General features: G+C 34.7%; 26 protein-coding genes, 1 other RNA gene and 1 pseudogene. 7 read left to right on the top strand and 21 right to left on the bottom strand.

What is annotated here, in order from left to right:
* Positions 1–135: 135 nt before the first annotated feature.
* Together CKV65_RS02110 and CKV65_RS02105 are read right to left on the bottom strand one after the other, a co-directional pair.
* A complete protein-coding gene (locus tag CKV65_RS02110) occupies positions 136–972 on the bottom strand; it encodes an aminotransferase class IV (RefSeq protein ID WP_027889255.1) in 837 nt (278 codons plus the stop codon).
* A gap of 73 nt (positions 973–1,045) precedes the next feature.
* Positions 1,046–1,297, bottom strand: coding sequence for a hypothetical protein (locus CKV65_RS02105; protein WP_027889254.1), 252 nt, complete (start codon positions 1,295–1,297; stop codon positions 1,046–1,048).
* Positions 1,298–1,473: 176 nt separating this feature from the next.
* On the opposite strand from CKV65_RS02105, the gene CKV65_RS02100 reads away from it, so the two are divergent.
* From CKV65_RS02100 to CKV65_RS02080, 6 genes are all read left to right on the top strand, one after another.
* Entirely contained in the window at positions 1,474–2,148 is a 675-nt protein-coding gene (locus CKV65_RS02100; RefSeq protein WP_027889253.1) for a Crp/Fnr family transcriptional regulator, read from the top strand.
* Between the two features lie 115 nt (positions 2,149–2,263).
* Entirely contained in the window at positions 2,264–2,941 is a 678-nt protein-coding gene (locus tag CKV65_RS02095; RefSeq protein ID WP_027889252.1) for a FadR/GntR family transcriptional regulator, read from the top strand.
* A complete protein-coding gene (locus tag CKV65_RS02090; RefSeq protein WP_027889251.1) occupies positions 2,942–3,304 on the top strand; it encodes a CidA/LrgA family protein in 363 nt (120 codons plus the stop codon).
* On the top strand, positions 3,304–3,999 hold the full coding sequence (locus tag CKV65_RS02085) for an LrgB family protein (protein ID WP_027889250.1): 696 nt from the start codon (positions 3,304–3,306) through the stop codon (positions 3,997–3,999). The genes CKV65_RS02090 and CKV65_RS02085 overlap by 1 nt, the downstream gene beginning before the upstream one ends.
* 146 nt (positions 4,000–4,145) lie before the next feature.
* Positions 4,146–4,310, top strand: coding sequence for a hypothetical protein (locus CKV65_RS10755; protein ID WP_155909532.1), 165 nt, complete (start codon positions 4,146–4,148; stop codon positions 4,308–4,310).
* A gap of 15 nt (positions 4,311–4,325) precedes the next feature.
* Positions 4,326–5,018 (top strand): DUF3800 domain-containing protein, encoded by a 693-nt coding sequence (locus tag CKV65_RS02080; RefSeq protein ID WP_027889249.1) that lies wholly within the window; start codon positions 4,326–4,328, stop codon positions 5,016–5,018.
* Positions 5,019–5,163: 145 nt separating this feature from the next.
* Here CKV65_RS02080 and proC read toward each other — a convergent pair whose 3' ends face one another.
* On the bottom strand, positions 5,164–5,955 hold the full coding sequence (gene proC / locus CKV65_RS02075; protein ID WP_027889248.1) for a pyrroline-5-carboxylate reductase: 792 nt from the start codon (positions 5,953–5,955) through the stop codon (positions 5,164–5,166).
* A gap of 209 nt (positions 5,956–6,164) precedes the next feature.
* Between proC and CKV65_RS02065 the strand changes: the two genes are divergently transcribed.
* Positions 6,165–6,872 (top strand): carboxymuconolactone decarboxylase family protein, encoded by a 708-nt coding sequence (locus tag CKV65_RS02065; RefSeq protein ID WP_027889246.1) that lies wholly within the window; start codon positions 6,165–6,167, stop codon positions 6,870–6,872.
* 46 nt (positions 6,873–6,918) lie between these two features.
* Here the strand turns inward: CKV65_RS02065 and CKV65_RS02060 are convergent, their stop codons facing one another.
* The 18 genes and pseudogenes from CKV65_RS02060 to rnpB form a co-directional block, all read right to left on the bottom strand.
* Positions 6,919–8,196, bottom strand: coding sequence for an amidohydrolase (locus tag CKV65_RS02060; protein WP_027889245.1), 1,278 nt, complete (start codon positions 8,194–8,196; stop codon positions 6,919–6,921).
* A 123-nt stretch (positions 8,197–8,319) separates the two neighbouring features.
* Positions 8,320–9,564, bottom strand: coding sequence for an adenosylhomocysteinase (locus CKV65_RS02055; protein WP_027889244.1), 1,245 nt, complete (start codon positions 9,562–9,564; stop codon positions 8,320–8,322).
* 21 nt (positions 9,565–9,585) lie between these two features.
* Entirely contained in the window at positions 9,586–10,329 is a 744-nt protein-coding gene (gene surE / locus CKV65_RS02050) for a 5'/3'-nucleotidase SurE (RefSeq protein ID WP_027889243.1), read from the bottom strand.
* Between the two features lie 58 nt (positions 10,330–10,387).
* Positions 10,388–11,128: a 7-carboxy-7-deazaguanine synthase QueE gene (locus CKV65_RS02045; protein ID WP_027889242.1), complete on the bottom strand. Its 741-nt coding sequence runs from the start codon at positions 11,126–11,128 to the stop codon at positions 10,388–10,390.
* Position 11,129: 1 nt separating this feature from the next.
* A complete protein-coding gene (gene queD / locus CKV65_RS02040) occupies positions 11,130–11,507 on the bottom strand; it encodes a 6-carboxytetrahydropterin synthase QueD (protein WP_027889241.1) in 378 nt (125 codons plus the stop codon).
* A gap of 83 nt (positions 11,508–11,590) precedes the next feature.
* Entirely contained in the window at positions 11,591–12,475 is an 885-nt protein-coding gene (hslO, locus tag CKV65_RS02035; RefSeq protein WP_027889240.1) for an Hsp33 family molecular chaperone HslO, read from the bottom strand.
* Between the two features lie 69 nt (positions 12,476–12,544).
* Positions 12,545–13,129, bottom strand: a complete 585-nt coding sequence (locus CKV65_RS02030; RefSeq protein WP_027889239.1) for a YczE/YyaS/YitT family protein — start codon at positions 13,127–13,129, stop codon at positions 12,545–12,547.
* A 180-nt stretch (positions 13,130–13,309) separates the two neighbouring features.
* The gene (locus CKV65_RS02025; protein WP_027889238.1) at positions 13,310–14,194 is read right to left on the bottom strand and encodes a DMT family transporter; all 885 of its coding nucleotides are present in this window, start codon (positions 14,192–14,194) and stop codon (positions 13,310–13,312) included.
* An 868-nt stretch (positions 14,195–15,062) separates the two neighbouring features.
* A pseudogene (locus CKV65_RS02020) lies at positions 15,063–15,863 on the bottom strand (Abi family protein); the annotation flags it as partial.
* Positions 15,864–16,084: 221 nt separating this feature from the next.
* Positions 16,085–17,512 carry an MFS transporter gene (locus tag CKV65_RS02015; RefSeq protein ID WP_027889237.1) on the bottom strand — a complete coding sequence of 476 codons (1,428 nt, stop codon included), beginning with the start codon at positions 17,510–17,512 and terminating at the stop codon, positions 16,085–16,087.
* Positions 17,513–17,575: 63 nt separating this feature from the next.
* Positions 17,576–19,852, bottom strand: a complete 2,277-nt coding sequence (locus CKV65_RS02010; RefSeq protein ID WP_027889236.1) for a xanthine dehydrogenase family protein molybdopterin-binding subunit — start codon at positions 19,850–19,852, stop codon at positions 17,576–17,578.
* On the bottom strand, positions 19,849–20,316 hold the full coding sequence (locus CKV65_RS02005; protein ID WP_027889235.1) for a (2Fe-2S)-binding protein: 468 nt from the start codon (positions 20,314–20,316) through the stop codon (positions 19,849–19,851). Before CKV65_RS02005 ends, CKV65_RS02010 begins: the two co-directional genes overlap by 4 nt.
* Positions 20,313–21,107 carry an FAD binding domain-containing protein gene (locus tag CKV65_RS02000; RefSeq protein WP_027889234.1) on the bottom strand — a complete coding sequence of 265 codons (795 nt, stop codon included), beginning with the start codon at positions 21,105–21,107 and terminating at the stop codon, positions 20,313–20,315. Before CKV65_RS02000 ends, CKV65_RS02005 begins: the two co-directional genes overlap by 4 nt.
* Before the next feature lie 66 nt (positions 21,108–21,173).
* Positions 21,174–21,992, bottom strand: a complete 819-nt coding sequence (locus tag CKV65_RS01995; protein WP_197695398.1) for a CvfB family protein — start codon at positions 21,990–21,992, stop codon at positions 21,174–21,176.
* A gap of 66 nt (positions 21,993–22,058) precedes the next feature.
* Complete coding sequence (gene rsfS, locus CKV65_RS01990) at positions 22,059–22,409, bottom strand: ribosome silencing factor (protein WP_027889232.1); 351 nt, start codon at positions 22,407–22,409, stop codon at positions 22,059–22,061.
* A 37-nt stretch (positions 22,410–22,446) separates the two neighbouring features.
* Complete coding sequence (locus CKV65_RS01985; RefSeq protein ID WP_027889231.1) at positions 22,447–23,484, bottom strand: LCP family protein; 1,038 nt, start codon at positions 23,482–23,484, stop codon at positions 22,447–22,449.
* Between the two features lie 5 nt (positions 23,485–23,489).
* Positions 23,490–24,062, bottom strand: coding sequence for a bis(5'-nucleosyl)-tetraphosphatase (symmetrical) YqeK (gene yqeK / locus CKV65_RS01980; protein ID WP_027889230.1), 573 nt, complete (start codon positions 24,060–24,062; stop codon positions 23,490–23,492).
* A 96-nt stretch (positions 24,063–24,158) separates the two neighbouring features.
* An RNA gene (rnpB, locus tag CKV65_RS01975) (RNase P RNA component class A) lies at positions 24,159–24,511 on the bottom strand.
* Positions 24,512–24,543 lie beyond the last annotated feature (32 nt).

Here is a 24,543-nt window from a genome sequence, read left to right as displayed (position 1 = left end):
ATTAAATAACATATTCTATGGAGTTCCAAGACTCTCTAATGAAATTAACGAGTCTATTATACTGATAATAATTCTCAATGTCAATATATCGAATATTAAAATTTTTGCTCTGAATTTTTAAATTAATTATTATTTTTAGTCTTTAAGCCATTTATCAGCGATATATTTTTGAATTTTACTAAGAGTTTTTTCATCTTTGCCACCGATAGCTTTACCATCTAATTCATATGCACTGTTACATAAATCACCTGAACTGCTGACGATGATTTCATCAGCTGCAAATAGTTCTTCCAGCGTGAAAGGTCTTTCTTCCACTTCAATATTTAAAGCATGGCATACTTTTATTAAATTAGCACGAGCAATCCCTGGTAAAATATATTCATCAGCAGGATGAGTGATTAACTTTCCATCTTTTAAGATATGGATATTGCTATGAGCACATTCCGTTACGATATTTCCACGATGAAATACAGTTTCATCACAATTTTTTTCTTTAGCAAATTGAGCAGCTAATACACTTGGAATTAAATTCAATGTCTTTATATTGCAATACTGATAGCGTTTATCCTCCATCATTGTAAGTTTAAATTTTTTATCTATTTTAGTCACTTTTTCTGGTGTTATCGTAATCCAAAGATTTGCTTTTACCTCGCTATCATAGCTATGGCTTCTAAATCCATTTCCACCGCGTGTAACTTGCCAATATACGAATAAATCGCCTTCATCTAATTTATGCACTAATTCTTGCAATAAATCAGCTAAATACTCTTTATCAAAACCGAGATTTATATTTAAAGCTTTAGCACTGTTAAAAAATCTGTCGATATGTGCTTTAAGTTCCATTATTTGATAATTTCTCGCACAAGTAGCATCATAAACGCCATCACCAAACCAATGCACGCGGTCAGTCATTGGTATCATCATATTTTCAATTAAATCATATTTACCATTATAATAACCTAAATTTTGCATAATAAATTACCTCGTTAGATGAAAAAACCTCCAAATTAACAAAATTAATTGGAGGTTTTAGTATTTATAAAAATTAAGCTGCGCCGTCAACTTTTTCCACAAACTGTTTAGTAGGACAAACAATTGTGATGTCTTTTATTTCTGCACGGAAGAAATCAGCACGACGATTTGTATTGCTTTCATAAAAACAAATACAATCAGAACCCGGCAAAGAAGTATCATCGTGGTCTCTAAAAGATGTTGCTACTCCTGTATATTCTCTGCCATCAAAACAAGTTACTTTTACAATTAAATTTTTAAATTGATGAAAATCGCCTTCAAACATTTAAGTCGCTCCTTTACCATTTACTTTATTATTTATTTTAACGCATAAACTACGTATTATCAACTGAACATACAGAATGATTTAGAAAATATACTTAAATGGTTTTTTATCAAATAAATAGTTTATAATATAATTATATTATCTTTACAATAAAATTATATTGATGAGGGATTTTTATGCAAAATTATTTGGATATATTACAAAAATCAGCGTTATTTGCAGATGTAGATAAAAGAGATATTGAAAAGATGTTAGGCTGTTTACTTGCTAATATCAAAACTTACAATAAAAATGAATACATCGTTAAAGCTTCACACACGCTATTAGATGTAGGCATCGTTTTAGAGGGCAGAATTAATATTATCAAAGAAGACTATTGGGGTAATCGCAGTATCTTAACTACATTAAAAACAGGTGAACTATTCGGCGAAGCATTTGCTTGTGCTAAAACACAGTACAATATTTTTAGCGTAGTAGCTGCTGAAAAATCAAAAATCATGTTCATCAATTACGAAAAAATAACTTCACCATGCCAATTTGCTTGCAATTTTCATACAAAGATAATTAAAAATATGTTGAAGTTAATGGCACAAAAAAATATCATGCTGACGACTAAAATTGAGCATTTAACACAAAAAACTACACGTGATAAAATTTTATCTTATTTATCCACTGAAGCCATTAAACAAAATAGTCATAATTTCACTATCCCTTTTAACCGCCAAGAACTAGCTGATTTTTTATCTGTAGATAGAAGTGCCATGTCAGCAGAACTTTCACGCATGCATAAAGATGGACTAATCGATTATAATAAAAATAAATTTACCTTAAATAAAGAAGCTGATTTTTAGCTTATAGAGCAATAAGATATTTTCTTATTGCTTTTTTTGTTTTATTGCTTGACTTTGTTATAAATAAATGTATAATAATTGGTACTACCAATTATATAAATCAGAAGGTGTCTAAGTGGAAAACAGAGAATACTTTGCAGTTCTGCAATACATAAAAGCACTCATTATTCAAGGTGAATTAAATATTGGTGATAAATTGCCTACAGAACGTCATTTATCTGAAACATTATCACTGAGTCGCAATACAGTTCGTGATGCCATTCGTATCATGAGCAGTATGGGACTTGTTGAGAGCCGTCAAGGTTCTGGCAATTATCTATCTAATAAAATCAGTCGCAATATCTCAGCAACGGTTGATTTTATGTTACTGCTGGAACAGTCTAATTACCTAGAAATAAATCAAATTAGACGAGCCATTGCTCTAGAATGCTTTCGCAATATCTTTCATAAATGCACACCGCGTGATATTCGTCTGTTAAAAAAAGTTGTTGAAAAAATGCATCAAAAACACCGTCAAGGTCATTACGATAAATTATTTCATAATATCATTCTTAGAATTTCTAACAATAAACTTATGATTAGTATAATGAATGCACTTTCTGTGATTTGCGAAGATTTAATTGATAATTTATTTAAACTTTCTAATCAAGAAACACTGAAAAGAATTGTCAATTCACATAAACAAATCATTGAAAGTATTGTTAATCGTGATGAACTTGCAGGCTATACCGCTGTAAATGAACACTATGATTTAGTTGACAAAGAAATTTGTAGATGGAAAGAGGTTCTTTAAATGAGATTGCTTGAACAATTTGGTATTATTTTGACATTGACTTTTATCGTAGAAACAGTTAAGGAGCTTATTCCGTTACCTATCCCTGCTAGTATTTATGGACTTATATTGATGCTCACTTTATTAAAATTAAAAATAATTCCTATCATTTCTGTAAAACACGCTAGCAAATTTTTATTAGAAACAATGCCTATCATGTTTATTCCAGCCGCTGTTGGGCTTTTAAATACATGGGATGTAATTCGTTCATTGCTTATTCCGCTCACACTCGTTGTCAGCTTGTCTACCGTTATCGTTATGGTTATTTCAGGACATATCACTCAATTCGTTATCAATTTCAGTAGAAGAAAAGAGGTTCAATAATGTTACAGGATTTAATATTCAATTCTGCACTGTTTGGATTAATTTTAAGTTTAGTTGCTTATGAAATTGGTTTACGCATAAAGGCAAAATTAAAATTAGCAATATTTAATCCATTGCTCATTTCCATAGTTTTAATCATTGCCGTGTTACTTGTCTTTGATATCGATTATGAAGAATACAATAATGGCGCAAAATATTTAGGTTATTTATTGACACCGGCTACAATGTGCTTAGCCGTTCCATTATATGAACAGTTAGAAATACTTAAAAAGAACGTGAAAGCAATTATGGCAGGTATTATATCTGGTGTAATCACAAGTATGAGTTCTATTTTAGCATTGTCTATAATCTTTAATTTCTCACATACTGAATACGTTACAATATTGCCAAAATCCATTACAACTGCTATAGGTATTGGTATTTCTGAAGAACTTGGCGGTATAGTTACCATCACAGTTGCTGTTATCATCATCACTGGTATTTTCGGTAATATGACAGCAGAATTTGTCTGCAAGGTATTTAAAATCAATGAACCGATTGCTCGCGGTGTTGCTATTGGTTCTTCTGCACATGCCATGGGTACAGCTAAAGCTATTGAAATGGGACCGATTGAGGCTGCTATCAGTAGTTTAACTATTGCTGTTGCTGGTATCGTAACTGTTGTTGCTGTATCTTTCTATGCTACTTTATTATAAATGAATGAATGTAAAAAAGCTTATCTGCTATTAAAAACAGATAAGCTTTTTTTATTTATATAACAATTTGCAGGTTTTTTCTTTTATAAGATAGAAATAATATCATATCTATTACGTCGAATTTTTAAGAAATGAGTTGATTTTCTATGAGTACCCTATTTCTAGTTTTAGCCGTTGTCATCACATGGATTGCTTGGTTTACAGGAAAATACTTTTGGCGAAAAAAAAGATTTTTCCTAGCTTCATTCGTATTTTTATTTTGGATTATCGCTATCGCTATAATCAGCGTTTGTCGTCAACAATATCTATAAAAGGACTTGCATACTATGCAAAATCTTTTTTTCTTTTTTGATGATTCAGGCACACTGCATATTTCTAATGATATCGGAAAATTTGTCTATGCTGGCTTTGTATTTACTTCGCGCAAAGACATTGATAGCGCGCGAGTTCGCTATACTAATCTAGTAAAACAAATTCAAAAAACACTAAAAACCACGCGTGAACTCAAAGCTTGTAATCTGCGACCAAAATATAAACGTGCTTTATACAATGTACTGCGCAAAGAAAATAGTATTGCCCTAGTTGTCGATATTTCTAAAACGTATGATAAAATACTCTATTCTTCTCATTCTATTTGTCGCTATAAAGATTATATTTTAAAAATAGCAATTCAAACTGAAATTGACAAATTGATTGAAGCAAATACTTTAAATCCTTATGAAGATATTTCTATCTATATTTACATTGATGAACAATTCGCAACGACTGATGGCATTTACGGTTTACGTGAAGCATTAAAAGAAGAAATGCAATTTGGTATTTTTAATTACAATTACAGTAAAATACAAAATTCAATATTTAAAAGTGAAGTAAATGTACATCTGTCTTATTGTGATTCAAAAGTAAATTACATGATACAAGCCTGTGATATTCTTGCCAATCGTATTTTTTGTTCATATAAATATAAAAAAAATACATTGCGTGATATACCCAATCATCTTTGCTTGACTTTTCCCTAAGGCATTTATATAATTTAATTACAGGTATTAAGACTCGGTACACTGTTTACATTTGAGGTGCGATGAATAGCATTAAGCGTATAGTAAGTACGCCGTCTCAAATGGGGCTGTCAGAAATGACAGCCTTTTTTTATTTTCTAATATATTATTTGCTTTCAATGGCATCAATGGCATCGATTACAGCACTTCTAAAGCCTTTGCGTTCTAATGTAGCAACGCCGACAATAGTTGTGCCAGCTGGAGAACATACAACATCTTTCATAGCACCAGGATGAGCGCCTGTTTCTAATTGCAATTTACCAGTTCCCACTACCATTTGACTTGCCAATCTATACGCTATTTGACGGGATAAGCCATGCATTACACCGGCATCAGCCAATGCTTCAATGAACATACTAGCAAAGGCAGGGCCACAGCCAGCAACTGTTCCACCGATAGAAAGTTGTTTCGTATCCACAAATTGCACTACAGAGATAGTTGAAAACAGTTCTGTGAATAATTTTAATTCTGCTTCGCTCAATGAATTAGTATTTTCACAGATAAAAATACCTTCGCCAATTGATACAGGTGTATTTGGTATTGTGCTTAAATGGTGTGTACCTGGCAATAAAATTTCTTCATATTTAGCAAATGGGAAATTTGCCGCTATGGAAATCACTGTTTTTTGTTGTAATTCCTGTTTTATCGGTGTGATGACTTCTTCAATCATATACGGTTTTACAGCGATGATGACCATATCGACATTATCTACAACTTCTTTAGCTGTTTTGCAAGGATTAATACCTTTGCTTTGAGTGTTTTTGCAAAGTTTATCCCAATTTTTAGCACAAGCATAAATTTGATTACCGCTAAGTGCTCCTTGGCGAATTAAACCAGTTGCAATAGCACTGCCCATATTGCCAAAACCGATGATGCCTAATTTTAAATCGTTAAACATACAAAACAAACCTTCTCTCAAAATTATTTGCACATTAATCTGTTTATTGCATTCAATATTTCAATACAATAAATTCATTGATAAATGCATTATGTATTATAGTATATACTGTTTTACTCATCTGTTCCATATTTAAACTTGACTTGAAGTCGACTTTAAGTGATAGCATAAAAGCAAATAACTTTAGTACATTAAAGGAGTGTTTCACGATGAAAAAATTACTTTGTTTATTTGCCATGGTATGCTTCATATTAGGCACTACAGGAGTATCTTTTGCAAATGCTAAAGATAGTTCACTGAGCGAAAAAGAAAAAGCAATTGTACCTATTGCTTCTTTTATGGCAACAGGTGATATTACCAATTTAAAAACAGCTGTAAATAAAGGCTTAGATAGCGGTCTTACAGTCAATGAAACAAAAGAAATAATCGTTCATTTATACGCATATTGTGGTTTTCCTCGCGCTTTAAATGGACTTAGCGCTGTAAATGAAGTTTTAGAAGAACGTCAAGCAAATGGTATAAATGATGTCATGGGTAAAGAAGCTACACCTATTCCAGCTGATACGGATATCTTAAAAGTGGGCACAGATGTCCAAACAAAAGTTTCTGGCGCACCAGTGGATTTAACAGCTTTATCTCCAGCTATTGATGAATATTTAAAAACTCATCTTTTTGGCGATTTATTTGCACGCGATGTATTGAGCTTTACGCAAAGAGAAATAGCGACTATTTCTGCTCTTGCTAGCATGAGTGGAACGCAAAGCCAATTTCAAGCTCATTTAAATTGCGGACTAAACGTAGGCTTAACCCCTGCACAATTACAAGATATCGTAAATGTATTAAGTACAGAAGTTAATCCTCAAATAGCAACTGATGCTCAACCTATTTTAGATAAAGTTTTAACTGCTCGCAAATAATAAAAAACCTTCGATAATTAATTTGCCGATTATCGAAGGTTTTCTTTTATCTATTTAACAAATTCATTGTGCAACGATTTGCTTCATATTTGATTTTTTCTTCATCAATTGTTGTGAATTGTTTATTTTCCAATACAACTTTACCATCAACGAGTACAGTATTTACCATAGAAGAATTCATGCTATAAGCTAAAAGTGAAATCAAATCATGGCGTGGATAACACTGTGGTTCATTTAAATCGAACAATACAACATCTGCTTTATATCCTTCTTTAATTAAACCTACATCTTTTAAGCCAACAGCTTTAGCACCGTATTCTGTACCCATCTGTACGCCTTTAAATGCTGGTACAGCAAGTGGGTCTAAATTGTGTACTTTGTGTAAGAGTGTAGCTAAATTGATTTCTTCAAGCATATCAAGGTTGTTATTGCTAGAAGCACCATCTGTGCCTAAACCTACGCAAACGCCTGCTTTTAAAAGTTTTGGTACTGGAGCTACACCGCTAGCAAGTTTCATATTGCTTCCTGGATTGTGTGCTACACGTACATTGTATTTTTTCATAAGTGCGATATCTTCATCAGTTAAATAAACACAATGAGCTGCTAATACGCCACGGCTTAAAATGCCAACTTCTTCCATTAAAGCAATCGGTGTCTTGCCGTAATCTTTTAAGCAATTTTCTACTTCGCCTTTTGTTTCAGCTAAATGAATGTGAATTTCCGCATTGTATTCTTCGCTGACAGCTACGACTTTGCGCAAGAAATCTGGTGGGCAAGTATACGGTGCATGAGGACCAAACATTACTGTGATTTTGCCGTTATTAGCATTGTTGAAATCACGGAATAATTCCTTATTTTCTTCAAGTGCCTGCATGCCATTTGGTGCAGCACCAATCATGCCACGAGAAAGCACAGCTCTGATATCTGTATCGATACAAGCTTGTGCTACTTGTTCCATATCACCATACATATCAGCAAATGTTGTAGTACCACCTTTAAGCATTTCAGCGATACCAAGCATTGCGCCCCAGTAGATGTCTTCTTTTTTCATCTTAGCTTCAATCGGCCAAATTTTATTTTCCAACCAATCCATGAGTTGCATATCATCTGCATAACTGCGCAAAAGTGTCATGGAAACATGTGTATGTGCATTGACAAAACCTGCTGTTGCTAATTTATCTTTACCATTTATAATTTTATCAGCGACAAAACCTTCTGGAACTTCGCCAACAGCTACAATCATATTATCTTTAATAGCAATATTTGCTTCTTTTACAATGCCTTCTGGTAAAATTACCTTTGCATCTTTAATTAAAATATTCATTATCGTTCCTCATAAAAATAATTTATATATTACTTAAGAATTTAATCTAAAAAAAAGCGCCTAGCGCAATACATAGAAAAACTTTCTTATATTGCGCTAAAGCTTGCATTTCTAAATTTATTTTTAGTTAGCTTTATTTAAATAATCATATTGTTCTTTAGTGAGTTCATCAATGGAAACGCCTAAAGCTTTCAATTTAATTTTAGCGATTTCTGTATTGATTTCTTCTGGCATAACGTAAACTTTATTTTCAAGTTCTTCATGATGATTTACAACATGGAGTGCAGAGAAGAATTGTACAGCGAAGGATAAATCCATGATTTCAGCTGGATGTCCATCACCTGCTGCGAGGTTTACAAGTCTACCTTCAGCTAAGAGATATAATTTACGGCCGTCTTTTTGTACGTATTCTTCAATGTTTTTACGAACAACACGATGAGATACGGAAGAAGCAAGTAAATCATTTTTGTTAATTTCTACATCAAAATGACCGGAGTTAGCTAAAACTGCGCCGTCTTTCATTACAGCGAAGTCTTCACCATCGATAACATTTACATCACCAGTTAAAGTGAGGAAGATATCACCGATTTTAGCAGCTTCATTCATTGGCATTACGCGGAAACCATCAAATACAGCTTCAATAGCTTTGATTGGGTCTACTTCAGTGATTACTACGTTTGCACCAAGACCTTTAGCACGCATAGCGCCACCTTTACCGCACCAGCCATAACCTGCGATTACTACTGTTTTACCAGCAACAACGAGGTTAGTCGTGCGCATGATACCATCCCAAGTGGATTGACCAGTACCGTATCTATTATCAAATAAATATTTGCAATAAGCATCGTTTGCTGCGAGCATTGGGAATTTTAATTTTCCTTCATTAGCGAGTGCTTTATCGCGAATAACACCAGTTGTTGTTTCTTCACTACCACCGATGATATTAGGAATGAGTTCTGGGTGTTGGTTGTGAATACGATATACTAAATCACCGCCATCATCCATAATCATATCTGGTTTTGTAGCAAGTGCCATATCAATATAAGCATCATATTCTTCTGGTGTGCAATCGTATTTTGCAAATACAGTGATACCATCTTCTACTAAAGCTGCTACTACATCATCTTGTGTAGAAAGAGGATTACTGCCTGTTGCAATTACTTCTGCGCCAGCATTTTTTAATACTAATGCCAAATAAGCTGTTTTTGCTTCAAGATGCATAGTCATAACCATGCGTTTACCTGAAAATGGTTTTGTTTTGGAATATTCTTCGTCGATATGGCGAAGTACAGGCATAAAGTTTTTTACCCATGCAATTTTGTCATGACCAGATGGTGCCAATGTAATATCTTTAATTATAGATTTCATCAACTAAGACCTCCAAATTATTTAACTGTTTAATTTATTTAGCTTTATAAAATCTGTACGTTCCAAGGTTAATGGTGTTACAGAAATACAGCCTCGATTTACTGTAGCAATGTCTGTAAATTCATCATTGCCAATATCTTTTGCTCTACCTTGCATTTTATAAGCAATACTGCCATCATCTAAAACAACAGTATCAAATTCATTTTCATAACGACGAAAACCTTGTTTTGTAAACACAAATTCTATTTTACCACTATTTAATTCAATAGGAAAATTTATATTATACATAAATAAATTATCTGTTTTACAAAAATCATCTAATTTACTTGCCACAATTTTAGCTATCTGTTCAAAAGAAATTTCTGATTTACTCGAAACAGACACCGCTAAAGAACGCACTTTATGATTATACCCTTCAAGTGCTGCGCCTACTGTACCAGAATAAAGCACATCTGTACCAAGATTTGCACCTTTATTTATGCCCGAGATAACCATGTCTATCTGTTCATCTTTTAACAATACTTCCAGCGCTAATTTAGTACAATCTGCTGGTCTTCCATCAATACTAAAAGCTTTTTTTACAGATATAGGCAAATTCTCTACTTTTACTCTGAGCGGTATTCCAACTGATAAAGCTTGAGACATGCCACTTTGTTCACCTTTTGGAGCACAGATATATACTTCATGATTTTTTGTCAATTCTTTTGCTAAAATGTTTATGCCTTCAGCAAAAATACCATCATCATTAACCAATAAAATTCGCAATTAAACACTTCCTTGCAACGATTTTTTATTTTATAACTTATAAAATCGCTTCATAAGCTTATAATTGGTTCATCATTTTATGTGTTTGCGGTATTACACGCACATTTTTTAATACCTGCATTGCCTTACTCTGCCAATCGAGCATTTTTTGTGGAGGCGCTTCATGCAATCCCCCCATCGGAGTTATCGGCTGTAAAACTAATAGAATATTTTCATCTACATTTTTTATTATATCCAATGCTTTAACAAAATCTTCTTCTGTTGATTCAGCAGAAACTACGATTTTTACATAAACATCTTTTTGTTTAGCCACTTGCAAGAATTGTTCATGTTCTTGCCAATACGCTTTTTGTACATCGCTAGGCAATTTCATATCCATACTAATAATATCTATGATATCTATTACCTTTTCCAACTGCTGTGGCAAAGTACCATTCGTTTCTAAGAATAATGGTACATTAAATTGTTTTACTTTTTGAGCTAAATCACGTATAAAATCTGTGAATAAAAGCGGTTCTCCACCTGTTATGCTTATCGAATGATGCGGACTTTGCAAGCGATAATTTATATAAGGCATTAAGTCTTCTATATCTACAGGATTATCGAGTTTTAAATCGCCCTGATAGCCAGCTGCTTTTTCTAATATGCAAGGTACTGTCTTATCATGTGCTACATCATTCGTATCACAATACGGACAATTCATATTGCAACCGATTAAGCGAATAAATAATTGACGACAACCAACATATTTTCCCTCTCCTTGAATAGAAGAAAAAATTTCTGAAACTCCAGCTTGCACTTTATACGTCCTCTCTATAAATAACAGCAGATTTTGGTGATTCCCAAACTTTAATATAATTGAGTTTTACAGTACCATTGAAAATTTCATTTTGTTTCAATGTATTGTATATATATTGAGCTAAATTTTCTGCTGTTGGATTGATTTCTTTAAATGCTTCTAATTCATTTAAATATTGATGGTCCATATCATCTAAAACTTCCATGAGCATTGCTTTTAAAGTTTTAAAATCTGCTACCATGCCTATTTTATCTAGTTTATTGCCAATAACAGACATTTCTACAGTCCAGCTATGACCGTGTAATCTGTTGCATTTTCCTGGATAATCCACTAAACGATGAGCTGCTTCAAAAGCTCCGTTAACTACCAACTCGAACAAAAAAATTCCTCCTTATTTATTTCCTAACATCAAAATTATATCATAAAAATTATTCATTCAATATTAGCTTATCTAATCTCTTCTTATTTATTTGAATTTAACTTTTCTGAAACATGCAATAAAGCGATTAATTCCTCTTTAGTGAATTGATATTTTTCACCGCAGAAATGACAGCAAACTTCAGCATGACCATCATCAATTAAAGATTGTAAATCGTGCTTATTGAGTGTCATGAGCATATCTTCAATGCGCTGTTTAGAGCATTGGCATTTAAACGCTAAATCAGTTGTTGTCAAATATTCTATATCAAATCCATCTAAGAGTTTAGCGATAATGCCACGCGCATCTAATCCTTCATGTACCATAGTGGATACTGGTTTTATCTTTTTAAGATTTTCTTCCAATTTTGTAATCGTTTCATCACTTGCATCAGGTAATGGCTGAATGATGAAACCGCCAGCAGCAGCCGCTTTTAAATCCGTATCAACGAGTACACCGAGTCCCACACTAGATGGAGTCTGTTCTGATACGTATAAATAAGAAGTCAAATCTTCTGCAATTTCACCAGTTACGATTTCACAACTGCCTGTAATTGGGTCTTTAAGCCCTGTAAAACGAGTTACAGATACGATACCTGCACCGATACCGCCACCAACATCTAATTTTCCTTTACTATTTAATGGCAAATCAACATGCGGATGTTGCACATAACCGCGCACAAAACCTTCTGGTGTAGCATCAGCCACTACATTACCAAGTGGGCCATCACCGCAAAATTTTACTGTTATACATTCTTTATTTTTAAGATTAGCCGCTAATAAAAGCGCACCTGTCATAGTGCGACCTAAAGCTGCAGAAGCAACTGGGTAGCATTCATGACGTCTAATTCCTTCATTTACCAAATTTGTTGTAACGGCTGCATAAACGCGTACACCGTCAGCAATAGCTTTTACTAAATGATCTTTCATTTTATCCTCCAGTTATTTTCATAATCAATATTAGTATACCATAACATTATATCAGGCTGAAATATCATCTCACAAACATCTCTTCAACGCCTTTATTGTCAGCTGAATTATCGGTCCTGAAAGCAGAATGGTCAATATCGTACAGATACCGAACTGTCCACCTAAAAGCATACCTATTATAACTACTGCCGCGTCAAGTGCCATTCGTACCGTCTTTATCTGAAAATGTTTTCTTTCAACTATGGCAAACGTTACAGCTTCATAAGAGCCGCGTCCCCAGTCGACAAAAGCATAAATACCCGTACCTACGGCAAAAAGCACAATACCGAGCAGCATAATGCACAGTTGCAGATAAAAATTTTCCGGATACTGATGAAGCTGCGTAAAAACGTCAATGAAATAACTGTAAAAAATCTGATTGATAATCGTGCCTATATATATCTGTTTTTTATCATATATCAAAGCAAACGCTATCATCAGCAAAGCAACGGCAAATGAAGCCGTCCCTATAGTAATATCAAAAGTATACGCCACGCCCTCCCATAAAACAGCCAGCGTCGCCCCGCCAAAACCCGCTCCTATCGCCAGCGTTATTCCGTACGCCGCTATAATAGAACCCAGAATAATTACTGCAATCTTAAAAAATATACTCAAAACATCTTCCTCCTTAACATTCCATAACAAAAAAGGACTATAAACCCTGTTATGTTCAGAAACAGAAAAATTTATAGTCCTTACAAAGCTAAGACAAGCAAAATATTCTTTTGGTTTTTCATTCTATATCATCAATTTTATTTTGTCAATAATGCGCCTTATCAAATGTAGACAGGCATATCATTTTTTCCGTTTAAAAGGAACGGACAGCAATCCCAAAGCCACCAATACCAGTACCAGCCCGCAAAATGACAGCACGGTCGGTATTTCATTGTAGAAAACTATACCGAAAAACAGAGCCGCCACCGGTTCACTGGAAGCCAGTATCGCCACTTTGCCCGCTTCAACATAATTCAGCGCCACGGTGAACAGTACGTACGGCAATATTGAGGTTATGAGCGACTGAAGCAGAAAAAAACCGCTCATCGGCAAAGGCGAAGCTTCTATAATGCCGCCCATTGTACGCCAGTCGGCAAGCGGTATAAGTGCAATACATATGGCCAGCAAACTGTATGCCGTAATCGTCAGCGAATGGTAGTTCTTCATCATGCCGACTTTGGAGAATATACTGTACAGTGCATAAAAAAACGCACTCAGTACACCGATGAAAATTCCGAATACTGTCCATTTCACACTGCCGATTTCCTCCAGAACGCCGCTCGATAAAACACAGCCGATTAATGCCAAAACGGCACAGAATATTTTCTGCTTCGTAAGTTTTTCTTTAAAAATAACAGCCGCCAGCCCCAGCACAAAAACGGGAGACAGACATAAAAGCACCGCCGCCAGTGACAGTGTCAGCTCTTTTATGGCTTCGTTGTAACAGAGATTTAAACCCAGCATACTCAAAACGCCGGTACACAGAAAAATCCACACATCTTTCAATTTTATTTTAAGCAGATTTTTGTCCGTAATGAACAGACCGCACAACAGGATAACTACGGCGGGAACAACCCTGCTTTCCACAATGGTTATACTGTCCATACCGTATTCAGTTAAAATTCTTACAAAGATACCGGCAGAACCCCACATAATGCCGGACAAAACAGGCAATAACTGTATCATAGAAAACCTCCTATTAATTAAATAATTTTATGCTATATGTTAAAAAAATGAATAATTTATTGCCATTTTTACACGAACGTATACTTTTCAAATATTTTAACAGCATTTTCTTTTATTGTTGATATAATATGCAAATATATATCTGGCGTTAATTTGGTCTGAATATCCTAATCTTTCCTTGATAACTTCTAAAAAAATACCGGCTTCAGCAAGTATTTTTCAATGGCTTCTGTCCGAAATATTTACATACCAAATGTATTATATACGTTGCATTTCTAAAAATCGATTTTTTTATTGATGATTTATATTCATTTAACTATATTTGTGCATATTCAGCAAAAGAACATTACTCTCAATTACATTTTTACCAAGCAGCAACTTATTAAAAACAGACTGAACAGCAACATGCACTCCTTTAACTGTTTTAAATCTACTTTTCATCACTCTTTGTTTACCTAAGTTTTTTCTTTTATAAACACGAATTTTCCCTATGTTGCCACAATATCACTTGCAACCTTCTAAATTTATTTAAGAAATCGAACTAATATTAATTTTTAAAAGGTCTAATAATTAATCCTTGATATGTTAGAAAAATTGACATTTAGAAAAATTTTATTATAATGAAAGTACAAAGTCAACTTGTGAAGGATACGGCTGGGTTCCCGAATGGGAGTAGGCATTTGCTTAGAATTCCTTTGCCCCTGGGGTTGACTTATTTTGTTATAAAAAAAGCTCTACAGACAAACTGTAGAGCTTTTGATGTATCATCCAAAAAAAAATTAAAGCGCTTGTCAAATAAATAACGCGCGCTCGATAAAACCTTACGGTTTTGCTAGTAGCTAAATTATACATGTAAATAACTTTTACGTCAATAGTTTTTGATAAATTTAAATAGTACTTTTCTTATAAACATATATGTTGTTTTTATAGCATCATTTTTATTATAGTAATTTGCATGTTTCATCATGCGTTTTCGTATAAGCATTATTAACTCATCCTTTCGCATCTTCTTTAAGTGTTCACTTTTAACAATCAAAGGATATACTAACAATAAGCAAACGAAATCATGTACGGGCTTATTCTTCAATTTAGCATTTCGTACGCGCTTGCTAATAGTTTGTATAGTTTGTATTTGTCTTAATAACGTGGGATTAGACTTTGAATGATAATCCGCTCGTAAATTATGTATAAGACAATTATTATGAGCACAAGCGTTTCTTAAATCACGAACAAGAAATAATAATTTTGCATCAAAAGATAAGCGTTTAGGATAAATTTTATTATAAAACTCAATAAATTTACATAGCTCACCAAAGGATATTAATTCTACTAACACCCAAACCGGATAATCAGGATGATATTTATTTATCAACTCTTTACAATATGAAGTATTTAAATGTTTATAAATTTTATCTCTGTGTCGATTAGCACTATCCCATAAATTGACTATATGATATCCATTTTCAATGGGATTTTCTTCTATATCATGCAATAACATTATTTTTAAAGCATGTTCTATATCTAAACACATTTGAAGAATTAAATATCTTAAATGACAATCTATCGTTGATAAATCTTTTAAATATGCAAAATCTAAATCTATATATTGTCCACTCCGTTCACCTAAAGAGATTTTATTATAGTTTTTACGATAAGATGCTAATTTGAAATAATAATTATGCTCTTATAAGAAATTTTTAGCTTTTTTTCATCAACTACATTGAAAGTGATACCTTTTTGTTTCATATGTTTAATTAGTTCATCACTTGTTAATAATTTTTTATTCATAAAATCAATCTTTCCTTACAATTTAAAGGACTAGATTTTTTCTAGTCCTTTTTTGTTTTGTCTTAATTCAGCTTATAAGCCAAATAAATTTCCTTCCAAATATTATTTCTGCTGTTGATATTTGGGAACGAAATAAGCCAGAACGAAACAGATAACCGCTACAGCCGTACTGATTGAATATACATGACTTAAGGCAAAAAACAGAGCTTCCCGCAACAGTTCATGATACAGTGGCGCAGTATTGTCATAAAAATCCTGCATGGTAATGCCGGACAAACCGTTTGCCGAAATAAAACTGTCGGCATAAATATTTATAACGGCACCGAGTATCGTAACGCCGACTGTCTGGGAAAGCGTGCGCGTCAGCATATTAAGCCCTACTGCCGCACCGCGCCTGTCGTATGAAACAGAGTCTTGCACGATAAAAGTGAGTGTGTTGAGCGTACCCGAAAAACCAAAGCCAAAGAAAAATACATAAATCGCCATTTGCCAAAGCTCTGAATTAATCGTCAATGAACTTATCAAATAACAACTAAAAATCAAAATAGCGCAAGCACACATTACAATGTATTTAGCTTCAAACTTTTTCATGAGCGTAGCTAAAGATATGGAACTTAAAAACCATGCTACAGAAGTCCCAATCAAAGAAACGCCCGCAATCGTTGCACTATATCCCATTATAGATTGAATGTGCAAAGGCAGATAAACGCTGTTAGCAATTAAAATAAAAGAAATCCCAAACGTGATTAAATTTACTATTACTAAACCTTTATTCAAAATAAATAGCGGAACAATCGGTTCTTTCGTCTTCGTTTCTTGAAAATAAAACAAAATGCCTACAATAATCGTTATAGCAAATAAAATCATTGCCATTTTAAAATTTTCACCAATAATCATTACTCCATATAAAAATGAACCGATTGTTATAGAAAGTAACAATGCACCGATATAATCAATAGTGGGATGTTTCGTCAATTCAGGCTCATGCACATATTTTCCTAAAATATAAATGCAGAAAATGCCAAATGGAATATTGACAAAAAATATCCAATGCCATGATAAATAATCGATTAAAAATCCGCCGAGCAAAGGGCCGATAAGTCCAGCTACACCCCAAACCGTACTGATACCGCCTTGCACAATGGAACGCTCTTCTAAAGTGAATATATCGCCTATTATCGTAAAACCTATGGTTAAGATAGCGCCGGCACCCATACCTTGTACCATGCGAAAGAAGACGAGTTGATGCATACTCTGTGCCATTCCACATAATGAGCTACCGATTAGAAAAATTATTATACCGATGATGAACATGCGTTTTCTGCCATATAAATCGGCTAATTTGCCATAAATCGGCGTAGAAATCGCACTAGCCAATAAATACAATGAGAAAATCCAGCTAATCATCTCAAAATTATGCAGGCTTTTTACAATCACAGGTGCTGCTGTAGAAACGACAACGCCTTCAAAAGCACTAAGAAAAATAGCAATCAAAATGGCAAAAGCGATTTTTTTCTTCGTAATATCCATAAAATCTCACCTACTAATAAAAAAGAAGATTTATCAAAGATACGATAAATCTCCTTTTATCTTTTATTTATTAAGCAAAGCCATAGCTATTTTTTCACTTGTGATTGGCAATTCTTTAAACCAAACGCCAGTCGCATTGTAAATAGCATGAGCCAATGCCGGTGATGGTGTATTTATTACAATTTCACCGATGGATTTTGCTCCATATGGGCCAGATTGTTCATAGCTGTTTTCAAAAACAACGTGTAATTTCCCCATATCCATACGTGTAGGAATTTTATATTGCATTAAAGAGTTTTCAGCTAAAACGCCTTTATCGTTGTAAGTTACATCTTCATACAATGCCATACCAATACCTTGTACAATACCGCCTTCTGTCTGTACTCGTGCAAGGTTTGGATTTATTGGTGTACCACAATCTACAGCAGCATAATAATCGAGAATTTCCACATGGCCTGTTTCTTTATCCAATTCGATTTCTACAGCGCCAGCCATAAATGGTGGTGGAGATGATGGCATACTGTTTGTAACGGTGTTGACAAGTTCATCACAGTTACCGCACATAGAAGCTACAGCAATATCACTAAGTGATACGCTTTCTCCATTTTGTCTATTTTGAACTGCTTTTCCATCAAAATCAGTATCAGCAACATCACATTTTAACATTTTAGCACCGAATGCTTTAATTTTTTCAATTAACCCTAATGCAGCTTTTTCTGTCGCTTTGCCTGTTACGTATGTTGTACTAGAAGCGTATGAACCAGAATCATACGGTGTAGCAGCCGTATCAGCAGCACAAACGCCGATATCTTCCATATCGCACATCAATGTTTCAGCAGCAATCTGTGCCAATATTGTATCACAGCCTGTTCCCATATCAGCAGAACTAAAGGATAAAGTATAATTTCCTTCATCATTTAATTTTATACTTGCAGAACCAACATCGACATTTGTAATACCAGAGCCTTGCATTGCCATGGCGATACCAACACTTCTAACTTTGCCATTGCCCATATCGCGCACTGGATATTTTTCATCCCAGCCAATCATCTGTTTGCAACGTTCTACACAGCGATTTAGTGCGCAACTTGTAGCTGTTTCACCATAGTAAGCTGGCATATGGTCGCCTTCTTGTACCATATTCATTTCACGCAATTTAATCGGGTCAATATTGAGTTTAGCCGCCAATTCATTTACAGCAGACTCTACAGCAAAGATACCTTGTGTAGCACCGTAACCACGATAAGCACCAGCACTCATTTTATTTGTATAAACTACATCATATTCAAATTTAAATGCTTTTAATCCACGATAAAGTGGAATGGATTTATGACCAGAAAGACCTACAGTCGTTGGACCGTGTTCACCATATGCGCCTGTATTGGATAAAGTATATACATCAATTGCTTCAATCTTACCATCTTTTGTTGCACCAACTCGCACAGAAACTTCCATTTCATGACGTGGCGATGAAGCGATTTGACATTCTGTACGCGTGAATATCATCTTCGATGGTCTACCTGTTTTATACGTTACAAATGCAGGGAAAACTTCAGCAACGACAGTCTGTTTTGCACCAAAACCACCACCGATACGCGGTTTTGTCACTCTTATTTTAGATTGAGGAATGTCGAGCGCATGAGCTACAATACGGCGTACATGATAAACAATCTGTGTGGAACTGATTACATTTAATTTGCCATAAGTATCCATGTAGCAATACGTACAAAATGGTTCCATCATAGCCTGTTGACATGCTTTTGTATGGTATACGCCTTCAACGACTACATCACATTTTTTTAAAACTTCATCTACATCGCCTTCACTTTCGCAACCGCTACAGCAAAGGTTGCGCTTATTGTCCGCGCCAACTGGCACGAGTGAACGCCAATTATCTTCTGGATGAACTAAATTTGCATTGTCTTTCGCTTTGCGAAAATCAAGCAGTGGCTCTAAAACTTGATATTTTACTTTTATCATTTTTAAAGCTCTATCTACTGCTTGTTCTGTCTCACCAGCTACGATAGCTACAGGGTCGCCTACATAACGAACATGTTTATCTAAAATCAATCTATCATATGGGCTAGGTTCTGGATAAGTCTGCCCTGCCATAGTAAAACGCTTTTGACTGACATCATTATACGTATAGACGCCTACAATGCCTGGAACTTTAGAAGCTATAGCCGTATTAATATTTTCAATAATGGCATTTGCATGCGGGCTACGCAAAACTTTAACGATGAGGCAATCTTCTGGCGCGATATCATCGAGATAAACAGGCTTACCTGTAACGAGTGCCATTGCATCAGATTTCATAATTGGTTGATTTACATATTTCATGCTTTGGCACCTCCATTTTTATAATCGAGAAAAGCGCGAATGCCGCGGAGTTGTCCTTCATAGCCAGAGCAACGACATAAATTACCTGCTAGATATTCTAAAATTTCCTCATCACTTGGATTTGGATTTTCTCTAAATAATGCGATAGCGTTCATGATAAAACCAGGATTACAAAAACCGCATTGTTCAGCACCTTGATTAGCGATAAATGTGCCAAATTCTTTTGCTTCTTCTTGCAAACCTTCTAATGTCGTGACATGCTTCCCATCAACACGAGCCGCAAGCATTGAACAAGACAATACTGGTTTATCTTCAACAAATACAGTGCAAAGACCACAATTAGAAGTATCGCAACCTCTTTTAACGCTCTTACAATCATGAGCACGTACAAAATCTATGAGCAGTGTATCAGCACTGATTTCTTCTGATAAGCGTTTGCCATTAAGCCATAAATTTAAAATCATGCGTCAATCCCCCTTATAGATAATAAAGCACGTTTTACTAAAACATATGCTAAATGTTTGCGATAAAGCGCAGAACCTCTGATATTGGAATCTGTCTTAACCGTATCTTTTACATATTCAGCAAATTTTTCTATATTTTCCGTGTTAAAATCACTATTCAATAAATTATTTTCATCAGCGATAGTCACAGCACGATGAGGTGTTGCACCTAATACAGCTTGCCATTTATCATGGTGATGACTGACTGCAACAGCTAATGTAGGGAAATCTGTCTTAGTTTGACGATGTGATAAATATGCACATTTAAGAGGTACTTTTTTTACAATAATGCGCACCAATACATCATTATCATATGGCATTTTAGCAAATTCACTCATCGGTACAATACCAGCATGATGAAGCTGTACATAGCTATCGAGTGCCATGAACATAGTTAATACATCAGAAAAACCATATCTACCAAAAATACTACCGCCAACTGTAGCTAAGTTGCGGAATTGTACGCCGACAATATGACGCATAGCTTCACGCATAGCGTTATTTGTATATTCATTTAAACTTTTATTCGTTTCCAAATCGCGCAATGTAACCATAGCTCCGATAGAAAATTCTTCATCAGTTTCTTCTATCGTATCAAGTCCTAAACCTGATAAATCAATGGCGATATTCACATTACCTGTTTGCATTTTCATCCATAACATACCACCGATAATGCGATTTGTCTTCTTTTGGTTCAATTCATATGCTTCTTCTAAAGATTGTACTTTTCTAAACTCTTTAATTGTAAGCACATTAGCTCCCCTTTCTTAATAAAAAAGCTATCCGGCAAATATTGTCAGATAGCTTTAAGCTGAATTTTATTTTAAATAAGTCCAGCCATCTTGTTGCTTTACTTTGCCCTCTTTCATAAGATGACCTAACGCTCTTTTAAAAGCCGCTTTGCTGATGCCAAATCTTTCTCGAATAACTTCTGAAGAAGTATCATCGCAATACGGCATTTTTCCACCACGATTTTCTAATACTTCAAGTACCATATTTGCATCTATATCAATGGCTTTTTCTTTTGCTGGACGCATGGAAACATTAATTCGCCCATCTTCACGTATAAAGGTGACACGCGTTGATAAAGTCTGTCCGACACGCGGTTTATCTGTCATCTCTTTTTTAGATAAAAAAGCAATATATCGTTTTTCTGTAAAAATAAATGCACCTTGTTCCGTCAAATTATATACAGAACCTGTAACCATATCGCCTATTTTTACATCTTCGGCTGGGCGAGAGGCTCTACGCATTTCATCTTCAACTTTCATCGTCATAGCCAATCTACCCGATTTATCTGTATATAATTTTGCCCAAACAATTTCACCGACTTGAAGCTTACCGCGCATTCCTGCATACGGCATGAAAATACCGCGTTCAGCTCCTACATCTAAGAATGCACCATCTTTACTTGTATTAATTACTTTTAAGCGAGCAATCTGTCCTTCGCGCATTTTAGGCACTCGCATACTAGCAGTGAGTCTGCCATGCGGGTCTTTATAAAGAAATACTCGTACTTTTTCACCGACTTTTACTGGCACAGTCTGTTGCATCTTGTGTAGTAAAATATCATCACTTGTATTTCCCGTCTGTGCGTCCAAAAAAGCACCCATATCATTAATACGTGCAACTTTCATTGTCACTACCGTACTTGGCTGATATTTTAATGTTTCTTCTTTAATCAATTATAAATTAACCTCACATTAATCTTCATAATGCTCAATCGGAGCTTCTCCCCAAAGACTTTCCAATCCATAGAAACGGCGAGCTTCTTCTGTGAAAACATGTACAATACAATTGCCAAAATCAAGCAATATCCATTCAGCGTTTCTATAACCTTCTTTGTGTAAGAATTCTTCGCCTGCATTACTCATTTCTTCTTCAATATTATCAGCAATAGCACGAATTTGTGTAGAGCTTGTAGCACTGCACACAACAAAATAATCTGTAGTAGTCGTTAAATCATGCATATTCATAATCACAATATCTAAAGCTTTTTTATCACTTGCAGCTTTAGCTATTAATTTACTTTTTTCTTCTGCTGTTAATGTCATTTAATCACTTGCCTTTTCATAAAAATTAATCTATAAATCATTCAGAAGATGTCTCCTCTTCCGATACTGGCGGAAACATCTCATCTATCATCTGTTGAACTCTTGCCTTATCTGGTATCCACTCACCTGCACTACCTAAATTGCCTGGCAATATTTGTATATCTATTTCATTTGTATATAAGGTATTTATTATATCTATTACATTAGAAACATCTGTTATATTTATATTTGTATCCAGATTGTCATTGAAAATAGTAATTATCGTAGGCAATGCTGGCAATGTTTCTATTGATATCATTTTTTCAAATAAAGCTTCAGCAAATTTCTGTTGACGATGTACTCTACCAATATCACCTAAATCATCATTGCGGAAACGCAAATATTGCTGTGACATATCACCTGTTAAATGTTGATATCCTCTTTTTAAATGAATAGAGGTGCCACTTTCTGGGTCTTCATAATCCATATCTCTTTCTACATATATATTTACACCGCCAATTGTATCAATGAATTTACTCAAAGCTTTTCTATCAAGTGCAATATATTCTGTAATAGGGATATTCAATAATTGTGATACTGTATTTACGGTAAGTGGTGAACCACCATAATAATACGTAAAACTCAAATAATCTTCGTCTTTTCTGCCTGGAATTGTCGTTTTAATATTACGTGGCAAAGATAAAAAACGAACTTGACCCGTTTCGTTATCCATACTAACGAGCATAAGCGCATCTGCATAACGACCAGATTCGCCAATTCCTTCGACAGGCTGGTCATCTATACCGATTAAAAGAATATTAGTGTAGTTTTCAAATTTTTTATCAACAATTTGTGGAGCAATCGGTGGTTTTATCGGTTTACTGGGATGTGTTTCTCTGTACTGTGCATACTTTAAACTTGCAAAATTATATACTTCTGATACTGCAACATATGCACCGTAAATAATGCCAGATAACAATATCAATAGCAAAATCAGTCTGTCAAATCTTATACGTTTGATAAGTGGCTTCTTTTTTCGCCTAACTCTTCTAACTGTTCTATTCGTATTAGGCGTAGGCTTCTTTTTTTCTGCCATTACAATTATAATTCTTTAGTTAAAAGAATTTCATTACGAGCGGCAACTGTATACGGGTGTATTGTATGGCCTTTGCGCATAATGAAAGTTATGGATTGGTCAAAAGCACTTATCATAACTGTATCAAGGTCTGTTGTTGCTGCTAATTGACGAAGTTTTTCCACTCCATCATATTTGCGATGCGGTTCAATCATATCTGCTAAATAAATAATTTTATCTAAATCAGACATATATGCTCCTCCAACTGTATGTGAAGCAATTGCCTTTAATATAGCTGTATCATTTATGCCATATTCTTCTTTTGCAATAGCTGTACCGAGTGGAGCATGCATTAAAATCGGTAATTGTCTGTCAATATCTGTAATGAATAAATGGCGTTTTTCAGACTCTTCGATAAGATGACTCGTTTCAAATTCACGAGCACAATCGTGTAAAAGTCCAGCAATAGCTGCTTTTTCTTCATCTACATTAAATCTTTTTGCCAGCTCAATTGCTGTTTCCATTACTCCAATACAATGAGCATAACGTTGCGGTTTTAATTTAGTCTGCAACAAGGACTGCATTTCATTAATATCCACAGTAAACTCCTTCTTTTTGGTTGCTTATGAACTTACGTTCATTTTATTTTTTTATTCAACAAAAAAACTGCCTTAACGGCAGTATTTTTTACAAAAGTTATGAGTAATCAATAAGCCGAGTTTTGTTCCACTTGCGTGGTGATAATCATTTATCTTGGCATTATAGTTACCTATAAGCTCGAGCGACACAACCCGGAAGGATCTGCGGGCCACTTCATCCCTTCCCTATTCGGTCTTGCTCCATGTGGGGTTTACCTAGCCGTACAGTCACCTGCACGCTGGTGCGCTCTTACCGCACCTTTCCACCCTTACCCACTTTCGTAGGCGGTTTAAGTTTCTATAGCACTTTCCCTGAGGTCACCCTCGCTGGACGTTATCCAGCACATTGCCCTGTGGAGCCCGGACTTTCCTCAGATACGCAAAGTATCCGCGATTATCTTTCATACTCATGACTTTTAGCCATTAAATTATAGCATTTAAA

The organism is Megamonas hypermegale (assembly GCF_900187035.1).
Lineage (GTDB): Bacteria > Bacillota > Negativicutes > Selenomonadales > Selenomonadaceae > Megamonas > Megamonas hypermegale.
The sequence above is the reverse complement of the archived record's forward strand: the minus strand, read 5'-3'. Positions and strand labels throughout refer to the sequence as shown.

What these genes read in the sequence shown, in the direction of transcription:
- CKV65_RS02110 (WP_027889255.1), bottom strand. Translation starts at nt 972, where the DNA reads ATGCAAAATTTAGGTTATTATAATGGTAAATATGATTTAATTGAAAAT.
- CKV65_RS02105 (WP_027889254.1), bottom strand. Translation starts at nt 1,297, where the DNA reads ATGTTTGAAGGCGATTTTCATCAATTTAAAAATTTAATTGTAAAAGTA.
- CKV65_RS02100 (WP_027889253.1), top strand. Translation starts at nt 1,474, where the DNA reads ATGCAAAATTATTTGGATATATTACAAAAATCAGCGTTATTTGCAGAT.
- CKV65_RS02090 (WP_027889251.1), top strand. Translation starts at nt 2,942, where the DNA reads ATGAGATTGCTTGAACAATTTGGTATTATTTTGACATTGACTTTTATC.
- CKV65_RS02085 (WP_027889250.1), top strand. Translation starts at nt 3,304, where the DNA reads ATGTTACAGGATTTAATATTCAATTCTGCACTGTTTGGATTAATTTTA.
- CKV65_RS10755 (WP_155909532.1), top strand. Translation starts at nt 4,146, where the DNA reads ATGAGTACCCTATTTCTAGTTTTAGCCGTTGTCATCACATGGATTGCT.
- CKV65_RS02080 (WP_027889249.1), top strand. Translation starts at nt 4,326, where the DNA reads ATGCAAAATCTTTTTTTCTTTTTTGATGATTCAGGCACACTGCATATT.
- proC (WP_027889248.1), bottom strand. Translation starts at nt 5,955, where the DNA reads ATGTTTAACGATTTAAAATTAGGCATCATCGGTTTTGGCAATATGGGC.
- CKV65_RS02065 (WP_027889246.1), top strand. Translation starts at nt 6,165, where the DNA reads ATGAAAAAATTACTTTGTTTATTTGCCATGGTATGCTTCATATTAGGC.
- CKV65_RS02060 (WP_027889245.1), bottom strand. Translation starts at nt 8,196, where the DNA reads ATGAATATTTTAATTAAAGATGCAAAGGTAATTTTACCAGAAGGCATT.
- CKV65_RS02055 (WP_027889244.1), bottom strand. Translation starts at nt 9,564, where the DNA reads ATGAAATCTATAATTAAAGATATTACATTGGCACCATCTGGTCATGAC.
- hslO (WP_027889240.1), bottom strand. Translation starts at nt 12,475, where the DNA reads ATGAAAGATCATTTAGTAAAAGCTATTGCTGACGGTGTACGCGTTTAT.
- CKV65_RS02025 (WP_027889238.1), bottom strand. Translation starts at nt 14,194, where the DNA reads ATGATACAGTTATTGCCTGTTTTGTCCGGCATTATGTGGGGTTCTGCC.
- CKV65_RS02015 (WP_027889237.1), bottom strand. Translation starts at nt 17,512, where the DNA reads ATGGATATTACGAAGAAAAAAATCGCTTTTGCCATTTTGATTGCTATT.
- CKV65_RS02010 (WP_027889236.1), bottom strand. Translation starts at nt 19,852, where the DNA reads ATGAAATATGTAAATCAACCAATTATGAAATCTGATGCAATGGCACTC.
- CKV65_RS02005 (WP_027889235.1), bottom strand. Translation starts at nt 20,316, where the DNA reads ATGATTTTAAATTTATGGCTTAATGGCAAACGCTTATCAGAAGAAATC.
- CKV65_RS01995 (WP_197695398.1), bottom strand. Translation starts at nt 21,992, where the DNA reads ATGAAAGTTGCACGTATTAATGATATGGGTGCTTTTTTGGACGCACAG.
- rsfS (WP_027889232.1), bottom strand. Translation starts at nt 22,409, where the DNA reads ATGACATTAACAGCAGAAGAAAAAAGTAAATTAATAGCTAAAGCTGCA.
- CKV65_RS01985 (WP_027889231.1), bottom strand. Translation starts at nt 23,484, where the DNA reads ATGGCAGAAAAAAAGAAGCCTACGCCTAATACGAATAGAACAGTTAGA.